The organism is Arthrobacter sp. H14 (assembly GCF_000520495.1).
Classification (GTDB): Bacteria; Actinomycetota; Actinomycetes; order Actinomycetales; family Micrococcaceae; genus Arthrobacter_C.
Genome location: NZ_KI914649.1, coordinates 28,196 through 48,364, shown reverse-complemented (window position 1 = coordinate 48,364; position 20,169 = coordinate 28,196). Strand labels below are relative to the sequence as shown.

Sequence of the window (20,169 nt, the reverse complement as noted above, 5' to 3'; positions counted from 1 at the left end):
TCCCACCCGCCATCACCGCAGTCGGCTCCAGCGGGCAGGCCGCCGTCACACTTGCCGCGGCGGTCCCCAACCGGATCTACCGGATCACAGAGCGGGAACCGTACCGGCCAACGCTGACGCCGAAGAACGAGTTCCGCGCGTTGTGGCTCTCCACTGTGGCCAATATCGACTGGCCGTCCCGGCCCGGCCTGACGGTGGCGCAACAACAATCCGAACTGCGCGGCTGGCTCAACCTGGCGCGGAGCATGCAGTTCAACACCGTTCTGCTGCAGGTCCGGCCCGCGGCGGATACGTTCTGGCCCTCGACGGTCGGCGAACCGTGGTCCAAGTACCTGACCGGCGTGCAAGGCAGGCATCCCGGTTACGATCCCCTCGCCTTTGCGGTCCGCGAGGCGCACGCCCGGAATTTGCACCTGCATGCCTGGTTCAATCCGTTCCGGGTTTCGATGGACACGAACCTGAACAGCCTCGTCCCATCGCATCCCGCACGCCTCCACCCGTCCTGGTCTTTCGCGTACGGCGGCCGGCGCTACTACAACCCGGGCATCCCGGCAGTGCGGAGTTTCATTATCAGGGTGATTGCCGAGGTAGTGGCGAAGTACGACGTCGACGGCGTCCACCTGGATGACTACTTCTACCCCTATCCGGTCGCCGGGCAAAGCATTCCCGACGACGCCGCGTACAGGTCCTTCCGCACGCTCGGGGAGAGCCGCGCCCACTTCCGGCGACGGAGTGTCAACGCCTTCGTGCGGGATCTGAGCTCACGGATCTTCAACACCAAGCGGCGAATGCTGTTCGGCATCAGTCCGTTCGGGATCTGGCGCAACCGGTCCACGGATGCGCGCGGTTCGGCCACGTCGGGGTTCCAGGCTTACGACGGGATCTACGCCGACTCCCGGCACTGGGTGAGGCAGGGCTGGATCGACTACGTCGTGCCACAGCTGTACTGGCATCAGGGTTTCCCGGTCGCGAATTACAACGTCTTAGTGGACTGGTGGGGCGCGCAGGTTAAGGGAACGTTCGTGAAGCTCTACATCGGCGAGGCGGCCTATCGGGTGGGAGATCCGGCCCAGGGCGCCGACTGGATGGACCGGCTGGAGTTGTCCAACCACACGGCCAAGTGCCGCACGACGCCGGGGGTCCGAGGCCAGGTCTACTTCTCCGCCAAATCCGTGCGGGCGGACCGGCTCGGCGCCATGACGCTGGTCAAAAACAAGTACTACAGCCGGGTCGCGATTCCACCGGCAATGCCCCATCTGGACAGTGCCAAACCGGCCGCCCCGGTGGTCACGAGCGCCCGCTGGAACGGCGCCGGCGTCGAACTTCTCTGGCGCGGCGCCACCACAGGAACGCTTCCGCGGCATTACGCGCTGTACCGGTGGGCCTCCAATGGCGCCTCGCTGCCGGCCATTCCGGCACAAGCGACGGCGCTGCGGTTGGTGCAGCGCCGTCGTGGAAATCCGGAACGCTGGGTGGACACTGGTGCTGTCCGCGGCCGGACTTATTGGTACATGGTGGTCGGTCTGAGCGATCTGATGGTCGAATCGGGTGGAGCGTCGGCGGTCTTCATTCGTGCCTGACCGCCGACGTCGCCCGGTAAATTCTCACCAACGGTGCGCGACATCAATTACCAGCCTCGATCCGCCGTCGGCATCATTCACGGTGAAGGTGCGGAACGGCAACCTCGCACGCAGTCCCAAACCGAAGGTTGTCGTCCCTTCGAAACTGCTGCCCATGGCTATCTGCCGGAATGTCCTGAAGTTGCTGACATTCACCAGCTCTTTCCTGTTCGACGGCCGGTACACCGCGTTTCCGTTCCGGTTGTAGGTCGGGGCATCGACGACGACGGCGAGATCCGCCCCGCCGCGCAGCTGCACCACCTGACCCGACCCGCCGGAGCGCACCGCATTGACGTACTTAACTGTGTAGCCGGCGTGCTGGCCCCGGATATCGATGACCATCCTGTCGAAGCAGGTATGCCTGCCGGCCCGGACGTTGGTTATCGGCGTACTGGTTGAACCTGCACTTGCCTCGGCCGCCGAACCCCAATAGATTCCGCAGTAGGGAGCTGCCGATGCCGGACCGGGAGCCAGCAGCCCCAGACCCAAAATCATCGCCATGGCTCCCAGCCACGCGTAGAACTTCCTCATGATACACCCCTGTAGTTGCGCGAATAGATGCATCTATGGTATGGCGATCTGAATCAGAAGGATCCGCCGGCGTCAACGATGGCGCGGAATTGTTACCCATGGTTGCGAATCGGATTCGCTCCAGGCGTGCTGGGTTGGAAGAAGTTGCCCGTCTTGTTACGGCGAGCGCTTGTTCGGTTGGTTTTCAGCCGGTGTACTTGAGCTGGGCGATTCCTGCCCGGCTCATGGCATCGCCGTAGGCACCGTAGATGCCCTGGAGCCAGACCTCCTGCTTGTCCGCGGAGCCGATGAACGCACGGTCGCTGGTGGCGCGGACTTCGTAGAATTTGAAGCCACGGCGCCGAATGGTGGGGATGGCAGCCTTGGTCAGGGCGCGGGTCATCTTGTGGGCATCGGCTCCATGGGCGACAATCGCTGATGCCCTGGGCACCCGCTGGACGAACTTCAGCAGGGGCTTGAGCCCTTCGTTGATCTGCTCCCTGTCGAGCTTGCCCTTCTGCTCGTCATAGACGTACCACGGGTAGACGTTCCACGGCATCACGTGCTCGGGACGCAGCCCCACATGCGCGTAGATTTCCGCCATCCGGGCTGCGCTGCTGTCATCATTTTCCGATGAGAGGAAACCGGACTCGACACCGGAACCCGGGTTGGAGAAAAGGCTTATAATCCGACAGTCATCCGAATCGTGGATCGGGTCGACGTAGGGCAGTTCCCTGGATTTTTGGGTCTTTAAGGTGTCGCAAAACCGATTGACTTCTTCGATATTTGGAGCGTACCGCCGCTCCCACTGTTGCTCGCGGTGAATATTGTCAGCCATGAGGCGTACCATGGTGTTCTCCTTGGGGTAGATGCTCCCCCGGTTTGTCCGCTGAATCCCAGCTGCTGGCGACATACATGCGAGTGCAAATCGCACGCAAGATTCATTGCCTTACGCTCAATCATCTCACGATTGGGTAAACAGGCGAGCCGGAATTCCATATTGATGCCCCGCCACGCCGATCCATTTCGGGTCGGGCATGGCCGCTCCACGATTATCCACGGGATAGGACCAAACATCTGGAACCACGGCGGCGTTGGCTTGTAGGTTTGGAACAAGCCATTGACGATGAAGGGACAGTACGTGTCGAAACGACCCAAGGCGAACAGACCCAAGGCGAACAGACCCAAGACCAAGAACAAGTCCAGCAAACCCAAGCAGCAGCGCCACCTGCAAGCGGTTCCCTCCACGCCAAAACCCACAGCCGAAGAGCGCGATAAGCATCTAATCGATTCATTCGCCCCGGACTTCATAGAGTGGTTCAGCCTGGAAACCAACGATCCAGACGGTGCGATGCTCTGCCTCAACATGGCACAGATCCTGGTCGAGATGTGCTCTGAGCTGACAAACGAGGCCACTGCCACATCGTTACCTGCATGGGCAGTCGAAGAGGCCATCGGCTCTGCGTACTCCGCAACGGCCGATGAACCCGGAGCCGCCGAAGCCTTCGTTGACTCGTGGCACACGTATGTCCATTACCTGCAGGACAGCGGCCGCTGGACCGGCTCTGACGAGGAGTTCGCAGAGACCCACAGTGTCCTCTCGGAGGACTGGGACGAGCACGACGTACCTCTGCCGAATGTGGACGTACCGGAACTCAGCCAATCAGAAGAAGCGATCGGCTTCTCGCAGCTGGAATTGATCCATCGGACGAACCGATTGCTGGAGTGGCTGGGAACGGGCCAGCAAGTAACACAAACCGGAGCCCTGCGGCGAAAAGACATCGAGGCAGCGGCTGCCTGTGTCGGCGTCCGGGTCAAGGCGGGCAATAAATCCAGTCCCGCGCTCGAGCCCCTGCCCGGACTTGAGCAGACGGATGACGAATCCGACGAAAGCACCGTACCGACCGTCCGTTCTATGCACGACGTCCTCCTGCTCAGCACTATATGGGCGGCGCTGAATGCAGCCGGGCTCATTTCCATGACATCGACGACCGTAAAGCCCACCGCTCAGGCAGAACAATGGCTGTACGGCGGCGTTCCGGAACAAGTCAACCAGTACCGGGATTTCGTGACCAGTTTCCTATTGCAGACCGCAGTGGCTGATGACGTGTTCGAGCCGTTGCGTCCCGCCGTCGCATCTCTGATGTTGATGGTGTTGACGGCTGGAACGTCGGAGCCCGTGGAAAGATCAAGGCTCGACGATCTGATGCCAGCACCGGAGGAAGAGCGGGACATGTTCAATACATTGATCGTCGGTTTCGCCACGGACCGTTTGGAGCAGCTTTCGGAACTTGGCTTGCTGACTGGTAAGGATCATTACACGGTGACCCCGGTCGTCGCGCAGTGTGTCGGTGCCATCGTTGACACAGTTAGAGATTTTGCACTGGCGGCTGACGACGACTTCGACGATGAGTTTTTTGACGATCCGTTCGCAGGCTCCAGCTCCTACACATTGGACGGCATCACGAACGCGCCCGGCGCCGAGGTATGGCAGCTGAAAATCGGACTGCGCGGATCGAAACCGCCGATCTGGCGACGAATCCTGGTGCCGTCTTCAATCCGGTTGAATGAATTGCACGGCGTCATCCAGCTGTCCTTTGGGTGGATGGACGCCCACATGCATCTTTTCAGCACTGATGGGCCCTACCGCGGCACTGTTTACCGCCCCGCTCACCCTGAGTTCATGGAAGAAGGAGACGTGGATGAGTCCGCGGTTTCCCTTGGTGAAGTGTTGTCCGGCACGGCCAGGAAACTGATCTACGTGTATGACTTCGGCGACGACTGGATACACGAAATCCAGCTGGAGGACACCAAACCGGATGCAGCCAGGAAGGACTTGCCTATTTGTACGGCAGGCAGAGGTGCAGCACCGGTCGAGGATTCCGGCGGTATCCAGGGCTGGATGGATAAGGTTGAAGCCGCTAACGACGCATCCCATGAGGAGCACCGCGACATTCGTGAGTGGCTGGGTCTGGCGCCCAGCGAGACTATCGACCCGAAAGCGCTTGACGTGGACGAAATCAACTTCAGATTGTCCACGTTGCAGTAGCCGAACAGTTCCCGGCTCCGCTACTAAGCGTAAGGAAGGGTTGGGTGCCCGGCGCATCGCCGGGCACCCAAGCCTTATCCGCGTAAGCTTCCCGTCAAACGGAGGTGGGAAGAACTATCAGCAACCAAGCCAGCAGTGGTGCCACCACGATGACGTAGCCGGTGTAGGCAAGCATCTTACTTTGGAAACGGGCCGGATCCTCGACCTGCGCACTGGCCATCACGATCACACCATTCGTTGAGAATGGGCTGACGTCCACGACAGTCGCGCAGAATGCCAAAGCAATAACGAATCCGGCTGCTCCGAGTTCACCGGTCGCGAGGAGCGGTGCCGCCAACGGTAATGCAATGAGGATGATCCCGAAGGACGAACCAACTGCGGAGATCATGCCGACGGCCACGAATATGACAATTGCCGTGAGCAGCGGCCACGGGATTTCAGCCGCTTTACCGCCCAGGAAGTCGATGGTTCCGTTTGCGCTCAGCACGCCCATGTAGGTCACGATGCCGCACACCAACAGCACGGCTGACCACGAGACCGTTTTCATGGCTGGCTCTGACCACTTGGGAGAAAGCAGGAGCAGCAGCGCTCCGAGGCCAGTTGCTGCCACGCCGACGTCGATGCCCATCAACGCGGTTACAAGCAGCCCGGCCATGGCGGCATAAGTGAACCAATTGTCGAGAGTTACGCCGGAGCTGGGGTGCGGGACGACGGACTCGGTGGTCAATGTGGTGCTGTGGCTTCTCACCCGTGTTTTGGTTGAGGTCGCGGTGCCCGCACCGCCTGAACCACTTGCACCGTCTGATCCGCTTGTGCCGCCACCGGAACCGGGACCGCTTGATCCACCCGCGCCGCCACTCTCTTCACCGGCGCTGCGAACGGAGTCGGCGGAAATCGTCTCGGACCTCCGCCACAGGTCCCTGCCGCGCACCAGAAACAGGACGGCCGCGAGCAGGAGGTTGAGGGCAAACGGGATCGCGAAGAGCAATACCGGGCTGATTACAATGTCCTGCTCCTCAATCAACTGATCAATACCGACCGCGTAGACAGTGATTGGCGAGAAAGCTGCGGCGAGCGCTCCGTGGCTGAGCATCATCCCCATTAAGAGCGGGTCGATACCGTACCGCTTGGCCAGCGGCATGGCGATCGGGGCGAGCATACCCACGGCAAGTACGGAGCCCAACGCCATCAGCACGGCGGCCAACAGGAACATCAGCCAGACAATGGCCCACGGCTTGCCACGCACGAGGCGGAGAGCCGAGTTCATTATGAGGTCGATGGTGCCGTTGACTCTGGCGATGCCAAACAAGAGCGTCACGCCGAAGACCACCAGGAACATATCGCCCGGGAAGAAGTTGACGATATCTTCGACGGAGATGCCGGAAACCCAACCTCCCACGATGAACGCGGCTGTAAAGCCGAGGAGTCCCATGTTGATGGGACGGACAGTCGCAATAGCGAATACGACGACGAGCGCCGCTATCGAGATGAAATAGACCATGATTGTCCTTCCTCCCGGATTTCCACGCCAGGGGCAGGAAAGTCGGAAACAGAGCCTTCGGTGGTGGACATCGTCTGGCTAAGGATCTGACGTGCCATTTCTGCGGCGTCCTCGATGGAGGACTGGTCAATTCCTGTTTGATGTCCCTGCGTGTGCAGATGACGGACAAGTTCTTCTGTCGCGAGATTTCCATGTGCACCCGGGGCGAAGGGGCAACCACCGTAGCCGGCCAGCGCGCTGTCAAAATTGGTGATTCCCAGCCCGATGGCGGCATCCACCGTGTCCAATGCCTGTCCATGAGCATTATGAAGGTGCAGGAACCATTTCACACCAGGTTCGGCTTCCATCACGTAGTGGACCGACTCGATCAAGCGGTTGGTCGGGGTGGTTCCCAAGGTGTCTGCCAGTCCGATATTGGTAACACCCATGTCGAGAAAACCGCGCACCACACTCAATAATTGGGCCGGTGCGATGTGTCCCTCGAAGGGACACGTAAACGCCGTCGAAATGCCTGCATAGAATTCGATATCCGGGAATTCGGCCACCCGCCGGCCAAGGTCCGCAAGAGCATCCTTCGTGCTGCTGCCCGCGTTGGCGTTGCTATGGGCCTGACTCGCTGAAGCAACGATCTGGATATTCCGAACGCCCGCGTCAACGGCCCGCTGAATGCCACGTCCGTTGAGCGCCAGGGCAGTTGAGACCACTCCTTCATGGTGGCCCAAACCTGCAAAGAGCTCCTCTGCATCTGCCATTTGCGGGACCTTGTTGGGGTTGACGAAGGATGCGGCTTCTATTCTTCGTACCCCCGCGGCCACCAATCCTTGGTAAATATCGAGTTTCCGGCCAGTGGGCACGGTTACGTCTTCATCCTGCAGGCCATCGCGCAGAAACACGTCTGTGATGTCGATCTGCATTAGACCACGTCCTTGAGCTCGGGGCCTTCGGAGTCGTCGCCGTAGACGAATTCCTTAAGCACTTCTTCGGTATGCTCCCCAAGTTCAGGCCCAACCCACCGGACCGATCCTTCATGCCCAGGGATTTTAGGAACTACTCCGGGGAAGCGAATGTCTTCCAGAGAATCTTCGACCATCACCTTGTGGGTTTGGATCATGCCGCGGGCCAAATAGTGCTGGTCCTCAGCGATACTCGGTGCATCGTATACCGGCGCCGCGGGAACTCCTGCTGTTTCCAGTTCCTTAAGCACGACGGCGAGCGAGCGTTCCGACGTCCAACGACTGATTGCGTCGTTGAGTTCCTCTTCACGCGCTCCGCGCGCCTCAGTCCCCAACAGCGATTCGTCCTCTGCGAGATCCAGCCGACCGATGGCGTTCATCAGACGCACAAAGACCGAATTGGAATTGCCACCAATGACTACTTCCTGGCCACCTTCGCAGGGATACGAACCGGTAGGCACTACGCCTGGAAGCCGTCCACCTGTGCGTTGCCGCACCATCCCATATGCGTCGTAGTCGGGCACGAGCGATTCCAACAGGCTGAAAACCCCCTCGTAAAGAGCCACATCGACCACTTGGGACGACGTCGTGCTGCTGCGTCCCGAAGCACGCTGCAGCATCAGCATCAAGGCACCGATGACTCCGTACAGTCCAGCGACGGTGTCGCCCATGCTGGCCGCTGCCCGTCCGGCGGGACGGTCTGGCTCGCCGGTGATGTACCGCAGACCGGCGAAAGACTCGGCGGAGCTGCCAAAGCCGGCCCGATCCTTATACGGACCTGTCTGTCCATAACCGGATATACGGACAATCACCACATCCGGATTGAGCTCTTTGAGCACATCAGGCCCCAGCCCCCAACGCTCCAATGTCCCGGGACGGAAGTTTTCGATGACGACATCGCATTTGGCCGCAATCTTCTTGGCCGCTTCGCGTCCTTCGTCCGTCCGCAGGTCCAGGGTGACCGACTTTTTGTTCCGGGCCATGGTGCGGAAAAGCATGGAGGTTTCACCCCTTGTCTTCCGCCAGTCCCGCAATTCATCGCCGCCCTGCGGCCGTTCTATCTTGATGACCTCGGCCCCAAAGTCTCCGAATAGTCGCGCCGCGAAGGGAGCTGCGATGAAGTTACCCAGCTCCAACACTCGTATGCCACTTAGGGGTGGCGTCTCAGTACCGATTTCCATATGGCTCTGTGCCACCTTTCTCCATACTTCCCATACACTGGGAATGTAATATCATTTAATGGGATGGAGCCTAGCAAGTGATGCGCACCACACACAAGGGGCTGAGCAATATTGTTTGGCAACCGCCCATGCGGTCCCAGGCATTGCGGTGGCCCGCCGCGATTCTTTCCCGATAGCCTCTCGGTATGGAAAGCCAATCTTCGTCCCCCGGCACACGCATGCTGCGAAGAGTCGCCGGAATTCTGGATGCCGTTGAAGGACAACCACTAACGGCATCCGCGATCGCTGAGAAAACCCAGCTCTCCGTTTCGACGGCGCACCGGCTTGCAGTGGACATGGCGGACTTTGGATTCCTCGCACGCAGGGAGGATGGCCGCTTCAGTTTGGGAACGCGGTTCAGGGTGTCGCCGCTTGAGGTTGCCGCGAAACCGATACTCGCTCAGTTGCGTGACCTCACCGGAGAGAGCGCGCAGATCTGGGTCCGGCGCGGGACAGCGCGCATGTGCTTGATTAGCGAAGACAGCAGACACGAATTGCGGGCCGCGATGCCACCCGGTTCCAAGTTGGAACTACCGGCCGGTTCCAGCGGTCGGATCCTTGCGGGCGGAGATGACGTCGACGAAGAATTGGCCAAGTATGGCTGGATCGAGTCTGTGTCGCAGCGAACGCCGGGATTGTGCTCGGTATCGGTCCCCATCTCCGTACGGGGCCAGCTCCTGGGCGCGCTTTGCCTCGCAGCTCCGGTTGCCAGATCAGGGGATAAGCCGGGTGAACGGTACGGGCATGACGTAGTCAAAGCCGCCCGGGATATCGAAGAAGCCGCGGAAAACTTTCTGTAACAGGCACCGCACCGGCCAAAACACGTAGAGACGTGGAACGGAACGTCCATAATCCTGGCGCGCGGCTACTCCCCCAGCACGACCCGCGGTACCGCTCCATCCCATTCCAGCGGTGCGACGAACATCCCGCGGTAGGTAAAGGCGGGATCCCAGCCGTGGAACACCAGATAGTCCTGGTCCATCGGACCGGTCACCACGTCCTGGCCGCCGGGACCGAGGTACCGGTGCTCTGAGGACTTCGTGGAGAAGATCGGTTTGGGCGTTTTAGCCCACGGACCGCTGAGTTTCGGAGCGGACGCGTAGCCGATGGCGTAGCGTCCATCCGAATAGGAGTTGGCGGAGTACAGCAACACGTAGGTGGTGCCACGTTTCACGATCGTGGGCGCTTCTACGAGGTCGCCCTCCCAATCGAGCGTCTGCTTAATAATTTTCTGCGGCGGACCGGTCAGGCTCAGGCCGTCCGTGCTCAGCGGAGCGGTCTGGATCCAGGTGTCGAGCCCACAGCAGTTGCCGTCGTTCTTCCACACCAGGTGCAAGCCGTCGTCGTCGACGAAGGTACTGGCATCGATGGCACCGCCCTCGTCGATCGGGCAAACCAGCATCTCTTCGCCCTGCGCCACAAAGGGTCCCGTCGGGCTATTGGCCGTCGCGACGCCGATGCACTGCCGTGCCGGGTCGAAGTTGGTGGCGGTGAAGTACAGCACGAAAGTACCCTCGGAGACTTCCGTAACCTCGGGAGCCCAGGTCTTGCCAGGGACCACCCACGAGGGCATTTCCGGCATTGCATCCTTGTCGAGGACCGTCCAGTCTTCCAGGTCCTTCGACGTCGCCATCTGGACATTCATTCCGTTGCCGTTGGTCGCATAGGCGTAGTAGGTGCCGTCGACTTCCAGGACGTCAGGATCCGGAAAGTCGCGGTCGATCACCGGTCCGGCCATATCCGGTCCCGATGAGGAGGCGTCCTCCGATGGGGAGCCCGCCGGAGTGGACGGGCCCCCACCGGAACAGCTGGCCAGCAGCAATCCGGTCAATAGTGCCGCGGGGAACAACGCCGAACGCGCGCCGAAGCGCCGGAATGCCTTGGCCATACCGTCTTAGCCCTTCACGCCGGAGCGCGAGACGCCTTCGATGATGAAGCGCTGCAGGAAGACGAAGATCACCAGTACCGGAATACTCGCGACGACGGCGCCTGCCATCAGCAGGTCGTACCGCACCGAGTTGGCTCCCTGCAGGGTGGACAAACCGGCCGGCAGCGTCTGCACTTCAGGACTGAACAGGACATAGACCGGCCAGAGGAAGTCGTTCCAGTTCGTCAAGAACGCGAGCAGAGCCAACGTGGCCAGGGCGGGCTTGGCCAGCGGCAAGACAATCCGGGTGAAGATCAGTAACCGGTTTGCCCCGTCGAGCCGTGCCGCCTCCTCAAGGTCCACAGGCAGCGCAATGAAGAACTGCCGCATGAAGAACACGCCAAACGCTGATGCCGCCGTCGGAACGATGATGGCGATCAGCGAGTTGAGCCACCCCAGGTCGCTGACAATCAGGTAGTTCGGGATCACCAGGATCACCGGCGGGACGAGAAGCGTTGCAACAATAATGCCGAAGACGACGTTCTTGCCCTTGAAGTTCATTCTCGCCAACGGGTAGGCAGCCAACGACGCCGTAATCACCACGAGTGCCGAGTTCAGCAGCGCCGCGACCATGCTGTTGAAAAACCACCGCAGCACCGGGGTACTGCTCTGCGGAGACAAGATGGCCTCGTAGGCCTGCAGGGTGAAGGGAATCGGAAGCCAACTCGGAGGAATACTGGTCGCATCACCGCGGGTCTTGAACGAGGTCACGATCATGAAGATGACCGGGCTGATGAAGATCAAAGCGACGATGCCAAGAATGACGATCCGCAGGATCTTGCGTCCCCTGTTGACTGGCCGCCGCTGCACCGGCCGGTCCTCGGTCTGTGCTGGCCTGTCGGTAAGCTGAGTCATTTCCTGGACTCCTTCTTCTCACGGAACAGCCAGAACAGGATGATGCTCAGCACCATCAGGAACAGCGTCAGCACGTAGCTCATGGCTGCGGCGCTGCCCATCTGGAAGTTGCGCAGTCCGGTCTCCGCAATCTGGTAGATCGCCGTGCGGGTTTCACGACCGGGTCCGCCCTGTGTCATCAGGTAGGACTGGCCGAACATATTGGCCGAAGCGATCAGCGTGATCATCGTGACGAAGATGAGAACCGGACGCAGGCCCGGCAGTGTCACATGGATGAACTGGTTCCAGCCATTGGCCCCGTCCATCCGGGCCGCCTCATAAAGTTCGGCAGGGATGTCCTGCAACGCAGCCAGGTAAATGACCGCGTTGAAGCCAAGCGTCCACCACACCGTCACGCCAATCAGGGCCACCCAGGCTGCCGGCGTCGACGTCGTCCAGGCGATGTCATCCGGCAAACCAAGAAGGCCGAGGTAGTAATTGACGAGGCCGATGTTGCTGTCCAGCAGGTAGCGCCAGAGGATCGCGACGACGGCCACACCGAGTACGTAGGGCGCGAAGTAGACCGCACGGAAGAAGTTCCGGCCGGGAAAATTCTTCGCCATCAGCAGTGCGACTGCCAGCGGAATGGTCAGCAGCAACGGCACGCTGAACAGCGTGAAGATGCCGGTTGCCTTCATGGAGTTCCAGAAGTTCTCGAAGGCGATGGAACCGGGCTGCATCAGCTCGATGTAGTTGTCCAGCCCGACGAACGGGTGGACCGGCATCGTGTAGTCCCAGGTGTGCAGGCTGATCCAGGCACCGAACACGATCGGCAGCAGCACGAAGCCGATGAACAGCACCAGATACGGAGCCAGGAAAAGCCATGGGGTGGCCTTACCCTGTTCCCGCACCGACCGTCCTGCCTTTACGCGGGGCTGGGGCGCCCTCTCTTTCGGGAGGACGCCCACTTCCGTTGTTGATTTCATGAACGGTCAGTTTCCAAACTGTGCTTCGTTTTCTTCCATCAACGTGCTGGCCTTCTTTGCAGCCTCGGTGAGAGCGTTCTTCGGCTCTTCCTTGCCGAGGACCGCATTGCCCACAGCTACTTCGAGGGTTTCGGCCTGCACCGCACCAATACCCGGGATAGCCGGCAGGAACCGCATGGTGTCGATCCGTTCCGCGATCGGTTGCTGGAACGTGCCGTCGAGCACTCCACTGGTACGGACCGATTCACGGGCCGGGATCATGCCCGCGCCTGCCCACTCATCCGAGTTCTCGCTCATCCAGGCGATGAAGACCTTCGCGGCGTTCGTTTTGTCCGCGTCCGGGGAGGCCTGGCGGGGCAGGAAGAAGTTGTGCGAGTTGGCCCAAACCGCATCCTCGGAACCGATGGTCGGAACCGGAGCAGCCTCAAACGGAAGACCGGATGCCTTCAGGTCATTGATCTGCCAGATGCCATCCCACGTAATGGAAGTTTTGCCGTTCTTGAAGGCGACATACTGCGAATCGATGGCAACGTCCCCGGGGCTGTAACCCTTCTCGACCATCGACCGTTGCCACTCAAGCGCCTTGACACCGGCTTCGGAATCAAACGTGGCCTTCGCCTCGTCGCCGTTGTAGGGGTCTCCGCCGTTCTGCCACAGCAGCGACAGGTTCATCAGGTGGCTGGGCCATTTCGCGGGCATCCAGAACGGGGTCTCGTAGCCTGCAGCCTCAAGCTTCTTCAGTGCCGCTTCAAAGGACTCCGCGTCGGTGGGAGCTTCCTTGATTCCGGCCTTTTTGAAGTGCTCGGTGTTGTAGTACATGGCGAGCGAGTGCACGTCCAGCGGAATTCCGTAGCGCGCATCCTTGTAGACACCGGCGTTCCAGACCTCTTCGGAGAAGTCATCGGCGGTCAGCTCAAGCGACTCGGCCAGATCATCGACGGGAACGATGACGTTGCGCGCAGCGTTGGTGGCGAGCTGGTCAAGGTGCATAACACCGACGTCGGGACCCTCACCGGCGGTGACCGCTGCTGGGAGCCGCTGGTAAAAGTCCGCCCACTGCATCGTGTTGGACTTCACCGTGATGTTCTCGTGTTCGGCGTTGAACTCCTTGACCATCTTCTTCATGAAGGGGCCATCGCCGCCGGTGAAGCCGTTCCAGTAGGAGAGTTCGACCGGAGGTCCGGTGTATTCGCCGGTAAATTCCTGCTGGGCAGCTTCCTGGCCGCCGGAACCTCCACAGCTTGTCAGCGCCATGATGGCTGCTGCACCGATGGCAGTGGCGGTGGCTAGGCGGCTGCGAACAGACCGCTTGGGGTGATTCATCATCGTCCTCCTCAGTGAAAACGTTGCTCCACGCTCGGTGCGCGTAACGGTGAATGGCTGTGCCCGCACGTCAGTGCGACCCAGCTCACGGCGTGAGGACCAATGTACAGCGCTGTAAACTGTAATGTCTAGTGTCGTTATGGAATCGCCACCTAGCGTCTCAGCGAGGTTACTTGGCGGGTCCATTAGGATTGCCGACAGGATGGGAAATATGAAGCAGGTCCGACTGGCCGATGTGGCCGAACTGGCCGGCGTTTCGATGAAGACGGTGTCGAACGTCGTCCATGACTATCCTCATGTCGCGCCGCAGTTGCGCAAGAGTGTCCAGGAGGCAATCGACCAGCTCGGCTACAAACCCAACCTGACCGCTCGCCGTCTCGCAACCGGCAAAACGGGCATGATCGCCCTGGCCATGCCGGAAATCGACCACCCTTATTTTTCCGAACTGTCCCGGCATATCGCCGAAGGAGCGACCCGCCGCGGCTACCGGGTGATCATCGAACAGACCTTGAGCGATGTGGATGCCGAGCATGCGGTGCTCAAAGACCGGGAAGCCGGACTGGTGGATGGCGTGATCTTCCATCCAGTGCGCATGAACACCTTGGAAATCGCCAAACTTCGCCGCGACACTCCCCTTGTGCTGCTGGGCGAATCAACCACGCCGGTCACCACGGACCACGTCATGATCGACAACGTCAGCGCCGCCGTCGACAGTGTCAAACACCTGCTCTCACTGGGCAGCCGCCGGATCGCCTTCCTCGGCGTGGTCGAGCACGACATCACCGGTTCCACAGACCAGCGGCTCCTGGGATATCAACAGGGGCTGGTCGGCGCCGGCATTGCGCTCAATCCCGATCTTGTTTTCCCCGTCCCGGATTTCTCCCCGGAAGCGAGCGCGGAAGCCGTCACTGCCGCCCTGTCACGGGGAGTGGATTTCGACGGCGTTGTCTGCCGTGACGACAAGTTCGCCATTGGCGCGCTGCGCGGGCTCACGGCCGCTGGCGTGAAAGTCCCCGACGACGTCGCGGTGGTCGGCTGGGACAACACCGCCCTCGGCTCCTACACGACGCCGACCCTCACCTCCATCGCCCCCGACAAGCTCCGGCTGGCCGAGGTCGCGCTGGAGCTGCTTGCCGAACGGATCAACGGTTACCAGGGCATCGGACGGCACCGCGTCGTACCGCATTCGCTCGCGGTCCGGCACAGCGCCCCGGCCCCGGGCAGCTGACGGTGGACTTTACAGCGCTGGAAATTTGGGTCAGGATATCCGCATGCCCAACATATCTTCGACCACTGCCAGCAGCCAGGACGGCACCTACCCGCGCCCCCAGCTGGTGCGGCAAGCCTGGCAGGACCTTTCCGGAGAGTGGGCATTTGCGCACGACGACGACGACGACGGCCTGGACGCCGGCTGGGCCACAGGCTCGCATGACTTCCCGCGCACTATCACGGTCCCTTTTCCGCCCGAATCCGCCAAGTCGGGCATCGGTGACACGGGATTCCACCCGGTTGTTTGGTACAAACGCACCATCACCGCCGACGACGTCGCTGCGGCCGGCCGCGCCAATGGCGACGACCGCATCCTCGTGCACTTCGGCGCCGTCGACTACCGTGCCGCCGTCTGGCTCGACGGCCGGCTCCTTGGAACCCATGAGGGCGGGCAGACCCCGTTTTCGTTCGATATCACCGGGCACACCAGCACCGGCGACGACCTGACTCTCGTCGTCCGGGCCGAAGATGACCCGCACGACGTTTCCCAGCCGCGCGGCAAGCAGGACTGGCTCGAGGATCCGCACGTCATTTGGTACCACCGCACCACGGGCATCTGGCAGCCGGTATGGCTGGAGGCCGTCCCGGCAACGCACGTGCAAAGCGTCGCCTGGCAGTCGGACGTACCCGCCGGAACGGTGCAGCTCGACGTCGAACTCTCGCACCGCCCCAGCGCTGCGGTCAATGTCCGGGTTGAGCTGAGCTACGGCGGCCAGCACCTCGGTACGCAGCAGCTCGCCACTTCCGAACCGCGCGCCCGGATGAGCTGTGCGATCGCCCGTCAGGCCAACGGCCAGGCGTACGAGTCCCTGCTCTGGTCTCCGGAACATCCGCGCCTGATTGATGCGCATGTGACTGTGCTCGACGACGACGGCGCGGTCCTCGATGAGCTCTGGTCCTACCTCGGATTGCGCAGCGTTGGCGAAGCCGGCGGACATTTCCTGCTCAACGACCGGCCGTATTATGTCCGCTCGGTGCTCGAGCAGGGCTTTTGGCCGGAGTCGCACCTCACCGCCCCGGATGCGCAGGCAATCCGCGACGAGGTCCAGCTGATCAAAGATCTGGGCTTCAACTCCGCCCGGCTGCACGAAAAAGTCGAGGATCCGCGCTTCCTGTACTGGGCCGACCGCCTTGGCCTGCTGATTTGGGGCGAAATGGGGAGCACCTTCGAGTTCTCCACCACCGCCGTCGAACGGGTTACGCGTGAATGGATGAGCGTTCTGAAGCGCGACCGCTCCCACCCCAGCATCGTCACCTGGGTCCCGATCAACGAGAGCTGGGGCGTCCAGCACATTTCCCACGACCCCGCGCAACTGCACTTCGCGCAGGCCATGTACCACCTGACGAAGGCCCTGGATCCGTCCCGTTCGGTTATCTCCAATGATGGCTGGGAGCATGCGGATTCGGACCTGATGACCATCCACGACTACGCGACGACGCACGACAGCCTGTTATCCCACTACCAGGATCCTCAGGCCGTGCAGGCACTTATCGACGGAATCGGTCCGGCCGGACGCAGGCTGATGGCGCTGCCGACCGGCAAGCGCAACCAACCGGTCATGGTGTCCGAATTCGGTGGCGTGTCCTATGCTCCGGACAGCGCCATCGACACCTGGGGATATTCGACGGCGGGATCCCCCGAGGAGTTCGCCGACCAGCTTCAGGGCCTCTTCTCGGCACTGTACGCCAGCCCTGTCCTGGCCGGTTTCTGCTATACCCAGCTCACCGATACCCTGCAGGAAGCGAACGGCCTGACCGACGAGCACCGCAAGCCCAAACTCCCTGTCGAAACCATCCGCAAGATCGTGACCGGGGACGACGGCGCCGCGTAACCAGAGGTAGTCACGCTCGGCGAGCACGGAAAGAGCTCGCCAAAAACGATAGACATGTGACCATATGGTCACCTATTATTAGAGCGTGGATGAAGTATTCAAGGCGTTGGCCGATCCGACCCGGAGGGACCTGCTCGATGAGCTCTTCCGGGCGGACGGCCAAACACTGAGTGCACTCGAAGCCCGCTTCGACATCACACGCTTCGGTGTCATGAAGCACCTGAAGCTGCTCGAGGAAGCCGGCCTGGTTGTCACCAGGCGCCGGGGACGTGAAAAACTCCACTTCCTGAACCCGGTACCTATCCGGCTCATCCACGACCGCTGGGTGAGCAAATATGCAGAACCGTGGGCCGCGGGATTGAGCGGCCTGAAATCGAGATTGGAAAGTCCGATGGAGAAGATTTTCGAAATCTATATCCGCACCACCCCAGAGGCTCTCTGGAACGCGATCACCGACAGTGAGATCAGGAGCAAGTACCAGTTCGGCAATACGATTAGCTCCGACTGGACACCTGGATCCCGCTTCGAGATGAGCAATCCTAAGGCCGGCGAGCTGCTCGGTGAAGGCGAAAACCTTGACGTCGATCCGCCGCGCAGGCTGGTGCAGAGCATGACTGCGTTGTGGGGCGAGGACGTGAAAAGCGAGGGAACCTCGAGGATCACCTGGGAGATTGAGTCCGTCGGCGACTCCTGCCGCCTCACGGTGACCCATGATCAGCTCAGGGAAGGGGCCAACGATCAGCTTTACGGTGGTTGGCCGATGATCCTCTCCGGGCTGAAAACCTGGCTTGAAACCGGCGAGGTCCTGACGACGCCAGGGTCGCTTATGTACAGCTGATTCATATCTGAAACCTCCGCACCCATATCCGGCATTTCCGCTACAGTGACGCGCAACCGCGGGACCGACACCAGGAAGGCGGGCGCTGATGGCGAGGACATTGACCAAACCGGATCGACCGAACGGGCCGGGCTTACGGGCCTCCATGTCGCTCTCTGCGGTGACGGCCGGTTTTGTTGCCGTGGCGGTCTCTTATGCAGGACCGATGCTGGTCGTTCTGCAGGCAGCCCACAGTGCCGGTCTTAGCAGGGAGCAGACGACGTCGTGGATCTGGGCCATCGCGGTGGCGAGCGGCGTGACCTGCATTGCCCTCAGCTTGTTCACCCGCCAGCCGGTCGTCGTCGCCTGGTCCATCCCCGGGGCGGCACTGCTGCTGACAGCCCTCGGAGATTACGACTACAGCGATGCCATCGGTGCCTATATCGTGGCCGCGCTGCTGGCATTGGTCCTCGGCGCGACCGGCCTCTTCGGAAAACTGCTGGCCATCGTGCCGAAGCCGGTGATGGCCGCAGTGCTGGCCGGCGTCCTGCTGCCATTCGTCCTCAACGTGGCTTCCGCCGTCGTCGACTCCCCTCTTATCGCCGGTGGCCTGGTGGCCGCGTTCCTGATCGGCCGGAGGATCACGCCCCGCTATGCCGTGCTGCTGGCCGTGCTGGTGGGAGCTGTCCTCAGTGCCGCAAGCGGGCAGGCCACGGCGCCGGCGCTCGAACTCGATATGAGTGGCCCGGTCTGGACCACTCCGACGTTCGATTTCCAGACCATCATGAGCATCTCCATTCCCCTGATGATCGTCACGATGGCAGGTCAGAACGGTCCCGGGCTGGCAGTCATGCACACCTCCGGCTACCAGGTGAACGACAAACTCATCCTCAGCGGAGCGTCGCTGGCCTGGCTGGTTTCCGCGCCGTTCGGTTCCCACGGCATCAATCTCGCAGCGGTCACCGCCGGCATCTGCTCAGGCCGGGAAGCGCACGAAGACATGCGACGCCGCTATATCGCCGGGCTCTTCTGCGGCATCTTCTACATCCTGTTTGGACTCTTCAGCAATGCCGCGGTGGCGCTCTTTGCCGCGGTCCCGGAAGAAATGATGACGGCACTGGCCGGAGTCGCGCTGCTCGGTGCCCTGCAGAGTTCCTTTATCGAAACGATCTCCGGCGTCAAGGAACATCCGATCGCGGTCGAAGCGGCGATCATAACGCTGGTCGTCACGGCGTCCGGGATCGCCCCGATGGGCATCGTCTCGCCGTTCTGGGGACTGCTGGCCGGCAGCGCCGCTTACCTCCTGCTTCGCCGGTATAGCCGAACCGCCGCAGGATCACCCGCCTAAACCCGACATCGTCGCGTCAGCCTCTCGGCCGCAGGTCAGCCCACTGCAGCGACCTGACCGGCGGCTAACGGGCTGACGGGGTGGGCCCTGCGGAACATCCTCCAGCCGTTGCGGCTAAGATGGCTCTCCGGAGCGATGGTACTCGGATATAGACTCCTCCTGACTGAAAATTGCTGCTGCATCGCTGTGGCCCCGCGGAGGTGCACGGATGGTTGACTGGACGACGGCGTTACTCGCCTCGGCGCCGATACTGGTCGCCTGCGCGTTGTTGGCCACCGGCCTGAAGTCACACTTTGCCGCGTCCGCCGCGGTACTGACCGCCGTCGTCGTCAGCTGGATTGCCTTCCCCATCTCCGCTGGAAACGCCACTGAATTCACGGCGTCGCTGGGACCGCTCATCATTGAGGTCCTGCTGATCATCCTCGGCGGTGTGATGCTCGGCGGGCTGCTGCGCGCGTCAGGAGCACAGGCGACCATCTCGACGTGGATCGAGACTGCCTGTTCCACGCCGCAGCGGGCGGTGCTGCTCGTCGTCCTGGGCATCACGCCGTTCGCCGAATCGGTGACCGGTTTCGGCCTTGGCGTCATCGTCGGGATCCCCATCCTGCTGCACTTCGGCCTCTCCCCTGCACGGGCGGCGACTGTGGGCTTGATGGGGCTCGTCCTCGGCGCCTGGGGATCGCTCGGACCGGGAACCCTTGTGGCGTCGGAACTGGGCAATGTCAGTTTTCGGGCACTGGGAACGTGGAGCGCGGTGTTCACCCTGCCCGTGCTGCTGGTGATGAGCCTGACCGCGCTTCTGCTGGGTTTCGGATTCCGCCGCGCCGCTCCATATATCCCGCACGCGGTGGGCGTAAGCCTGCTGATGTGGGGCGTGCTGATCGGTTTCAACTACTTCATTTCGGTTCCGCTGGCCGGCGTCGCGGCATCGCTGGTCTCCATCGCGGCGACCCTGCTGATCGCGAATCTCAGGGACGGCTG

General features: G+C 61.4%; 17 protein-coding genes. 8 read left to right on the top strand and 9 right to left on the bottom strand.

Features of this window, described 5'->3' with window-relative positions; all coding sequences use genetic code 11:
• Positions 1 to 1,580 (top strand): glycoside hydrolase family 10-like protein (locus tag Y707_RS25025; RefSeq protein ID WP_051441865.1); only part of this gene is annotated, 1,580 nt, incomplete at its 5' end.
• Between the two features lie 24 nt (positions 1,581 to 1,604).
• Here the strand turns inward: Y707_RS25025 and Y707_RS0110330 are convergent.
• Complete coding sequence (locus tag Y707_RS0110330) at positions 1,605 to 2,150, bottom strand: AMIN-like domain-containing (lipo)protein (protein WP_026535031.1); 546 nt, start codon at positions 2,148 to 2,150, stop codon at positions 1,605 to 1,607.
• Positions 2,151 to 2,334: 184 nt separating this feature from the next.
• Positions 2,335 to 2,967 (bottom strand): uracil-DNA glycosylase family protein, encoded by a 633-nt coding sequence (locus Y707_RS0110325; protein WP_253905125.1) that lies wholly within the window; start codon positions 2,965 to 2,967, stop codon positions 2,335 to 2,337.
• A 303-nt stretch (positions 2,968 to 3,270) separates the two neighbouring features.
• On the opposite strand from Y707_RS0110325, the gene Y707_RS28980 reads away from it, so the two are divergent.
• A complete protein-coding gene (locus Y707_RS28980; RefSeq protein ID WP_162150207.1) occupies positions 3,271 to 5,178 on the top strand; it encodes a plasmid pRiA4b ORF-3 family protein in 1,908 nt (635 codons plus the stop codon).
• Between the two features lie 94 nt (positions 5,179 to 5,272).
• Here Y707_RS28980 and Y707_RS0110315 read toward each other — a convergent pair whose 3' ends face one another.
• Genes Y707_RS0110315 through Y707_RS0110305 form a run of 3 tightly spaced genes read right to left on the bottom strand, consistent with a single transcriptional unit; the run spans position 5,273 to position 8,813 of the window.
• Entirely contained in the window at positions 5,273 to 6,679 is a 1,407-nt protein-coding gene (locus tag Y707_RS0110315; protein WP_026535028.1) for an SLC13 family permease, read from the bottom strand.
• Positions 6,658 to 7,593: a hydroxymethylglutaryl-CoA lyase gene (locus tag Y707_RS25020; protein ID WP_051441863.1), complete on the bottom strand. Its 936-nt coding sequence runs from the start codon at positions 7,591 to 7,593 to the stop codon at positions 6,658 to 6,660. The genes Y707_RS0110315 and Y707_RS25020 overlap by 22 nt, the downstream gene beginning before the upstream one ends.
• Positions 7,593 to 8,813: a CaiB/BaiF CoA transferase family protein gene (locus tag Y707_RS0110305; RefSeq protein ID WP_026535027.1), complete on the bottom strand. Its 1,221-nt coding sequence runs from the start codon at positions 8,811 to 8,813 to the stop codon at positions 7,593 to 7,595. The genes Y707_RS25020 and Y707_RS0110305 overlap by 1 nt, the downstream gene beginning before the upstream one ends.
• Positions 8,814 to 8,998: 185 nt before the next feature.
• On the opposite strand from Y707_RS0110305, the gene Y707_RS0110300 reads away from it, so the two are divergent.
• Positions 8,999 to 9,652: an IclR family transcriptional regulator gene (locus tag Y707_RS0110300; protein WP_026535026.1), complete on the top strand. Its 654-nt coding sequence runs from the start codon at positions 8,999 to 9,001 to the stop codon at positions 9,650 to 9,652.
• Positions 9,653 to 9,717: 65 nt separating this feature from the next.
• Here the strand turns inward: Y707_RS0110300 and Y707_RS0110295 are convergent, their stop codons facing one another.
• Genes Y707_RS0110295 through Y707_RS0110280 form a run of 4 tightly spaced genes read right to left on the bottom strand, consistent with a single transcriptional unit; the run spans position 9,718 to position 13,925 of the window.
• A complete protein-coding gene (locus Y707_RS0110295) occupies positions 9,718 to 10,740 on the bottom strand; it encodes a glycoside hydrolase family 43 protein (RefSeq protein ID WP_081744772.1) in 1,023 nt (340 codons plus the stop codon).
• Positions 10,741 to 10,746: 6 nt separating this feature from the next.
• Positions 10,747 to 11,634 carry a carbohydrate ABC transporter permease gene (locus Y707_RS0110290; RefSeq protein WP_035781169.1) on the bottom strand — a complete coding sequence of 296 codons (888 nt, stop codon included), beginning with the start codon at positions 11,632 to 11,634 and terminating at the stop codon, positions 10,747 to 10,749.
• Positions 11,631 to 12,599, bottom strand: coding sequence for a carbohydrate ABC transporter permease (locus tag Y707_RS0110285; RefSeq protein WP_026535023.1), 969 nt, complete (start codon positions 12,597 to 12,599; stop codon positions 11,631 to 11,633). Before Y707_RS0110285 ends, Y707_RS0110290 begins: the two co-directional genes overlap by 4 nt.
• Positions 12,600 to 12,605: 6 nt before the next feature.
• Entirely contained in the window at positions 12,606 to 13,925 is a 1,320-nt protein-coding gene (locus tag Y707_RS0110280) for an ABC transporter substrate-binding protein (RefSeq protein ID WP_035781166.1), read from the bottom strand.
• 208 nt (positions 13,926 to 14,133) lie between these two features.
• On the opposite strand from Y707_RS0110280, the gene Y707_RS0110275 reads away from it, so the two are divergent.
• From Y707_RS0110275 to Y707_RS31445, 5 genes are all read left to right on the top strand, one after another.
• A complete protein-coding gene (locus tag Y707_RS0110275; protein WP_026535021.1) occupies positions 14,134 to 15,150 on the top strand; it encodes a LacI family DNA-binding transcriptional regulator in 1,017 nt (338 codons plus the stop codon).
• Positions 15,151 to 15,193: 43 nt separating this feature from the next.
• Positions 15,194 to 17,023: a glycoside hydrolase family 2 protein gene (locus Y707_RS0110270; protein WP_026535020.1), complete on the top strand. Its 1,830-nt coding sequence runs from the start codon at positions 15,194 to 15,196 to the stop codon at positions 17,021 to 17,023.
• 85 nt (positions 17,024 to 17,108) lie between these two features.
• Positions 17,109 to 17,861, top strand: a complete 753-nt coding sequence (locus Y707_RS0110265) for an ArsR/SmtB family transcription factor (protein WP_026535019.1) — start codon at positions 17,109 to 17,111, stop codon at positions 17,859 to 17,861.
• Between the two features lie 88 nt (positions 17,862 to 17,949).
• Entirely contained in the window at positions 17,950 to 19,188 is a 1,239-nt protein-coding gene (locus tag Y707_RS25015; RefSeq protein ID WP_035781164.1) for a benzoate/H(+) symporter BenE family transporter, read from the top strand.
• 208 nt (positions 19,189 to 19,396) lie between these two features.
• Positions 19,397 to 20,169 (top strand): L-lactate permease (locus Y707_RS31445; RefSeq protein WP_035781193.1); only part of this gene is annotated, 773 nt, incomplete at its 3' end.

Excerpts from the sequence above, each read along its gene's own strand:
- Y707_RS0110330 (WP_026535031.1), bottom strand. The coding sequence starts at position 2,150 with ATGAGGAAGTTCTACGCGTGGCTGGGAGCCATGGCGATGATTTTGGGT.
- Y707_RS0110325 (WP_253905125.1), bottom strand. The coding sequence starts at position 2,967 with ATGGCTGACAATATTCACCGCGAGCAACAGTGGGAGCGGCGGTACGCT.
- Y707_RS0110315 (WP_026535028.1), bottom strand. The coding sequence starts at position 6,679 with ATGGTCTATTTCATCTCGATAGCGGCGCTCGTCGTCGTATTCGCTATT.
- Y707_RS25020 (WP_051441863.1), bottom strand. The coding sequence starts at position 7,593 with ATGCAGATCGACATCACAGACGTGTTTCTGCGCGATGGCCTGCAGGAT.
- Y707_RS0110305 (WP_026535027.1), bottom strand. The coding sequence starts at position 8,813 with ATGGAAATCGGTACTGAGACGCCACCCCTAAGTGGCATACGAGTGTTG.
- Y707_RS0110300 (WP_026535026.1), top strand. The coding sequence starts at position 8,999 with ATGGAAAGCCAATCTTCGTCCCCCGGCACACGCATGCTGCGAAGAGTC.
- Y707_RS0110295 (WP_081744772.1), bottom strand. The coding sequence starts at position 10,740 with ATGGCCAAGGCATTCCGGCGCTTCGGCGCGCGTTCGGCGTTGTTCCCC.
- Y707_RS0110290 (WP_035781169.1), bottom strand. The coding sequence starts at position 11,634 with ATGACTCAGCTTACCGACAGGCCAGCACAGACCGAGGACCGGCCGGTG.
- Y707_RS0110285 (WP_026535023.1), bottom strand. The coding sequence starts at position 12,599 with ATGAAATCAACAACGGAAGTGGGCGTCCTCCCGAAAGAGAGGGCGCCC.
- Y707_RS0110280 (WP_035781166.1), bottom strand. The coding sequence starts at position 13,925 with ATGATGAATCACCCCAAGCGGTCTGTTCGCAGCCGCCTAGCCACCGCC.
- Y707_RS0110275 (WP_026535021.1), top strand. The coding sequence starts at position 14,134 with ATGAAGCAGGTCCGACTGGCCGATGTGGCCGAACTGGCCGGCGTTTCG.
- Y707_RS0110270 (WP_026535020.1), top strand. The coding sequence starts at position 15,194 with ATGCCCAACATATCTTCGACCACTGCCAGCAGCCAGGACGGCACCTAC.
- Y707_RS25015 (WP_035781164.1), top strand. The coding sequence starts at position 17,950 with ATGGCGAGGACATTGACCAAACCGGATCGACCGAACGGGCCGGGCTTA.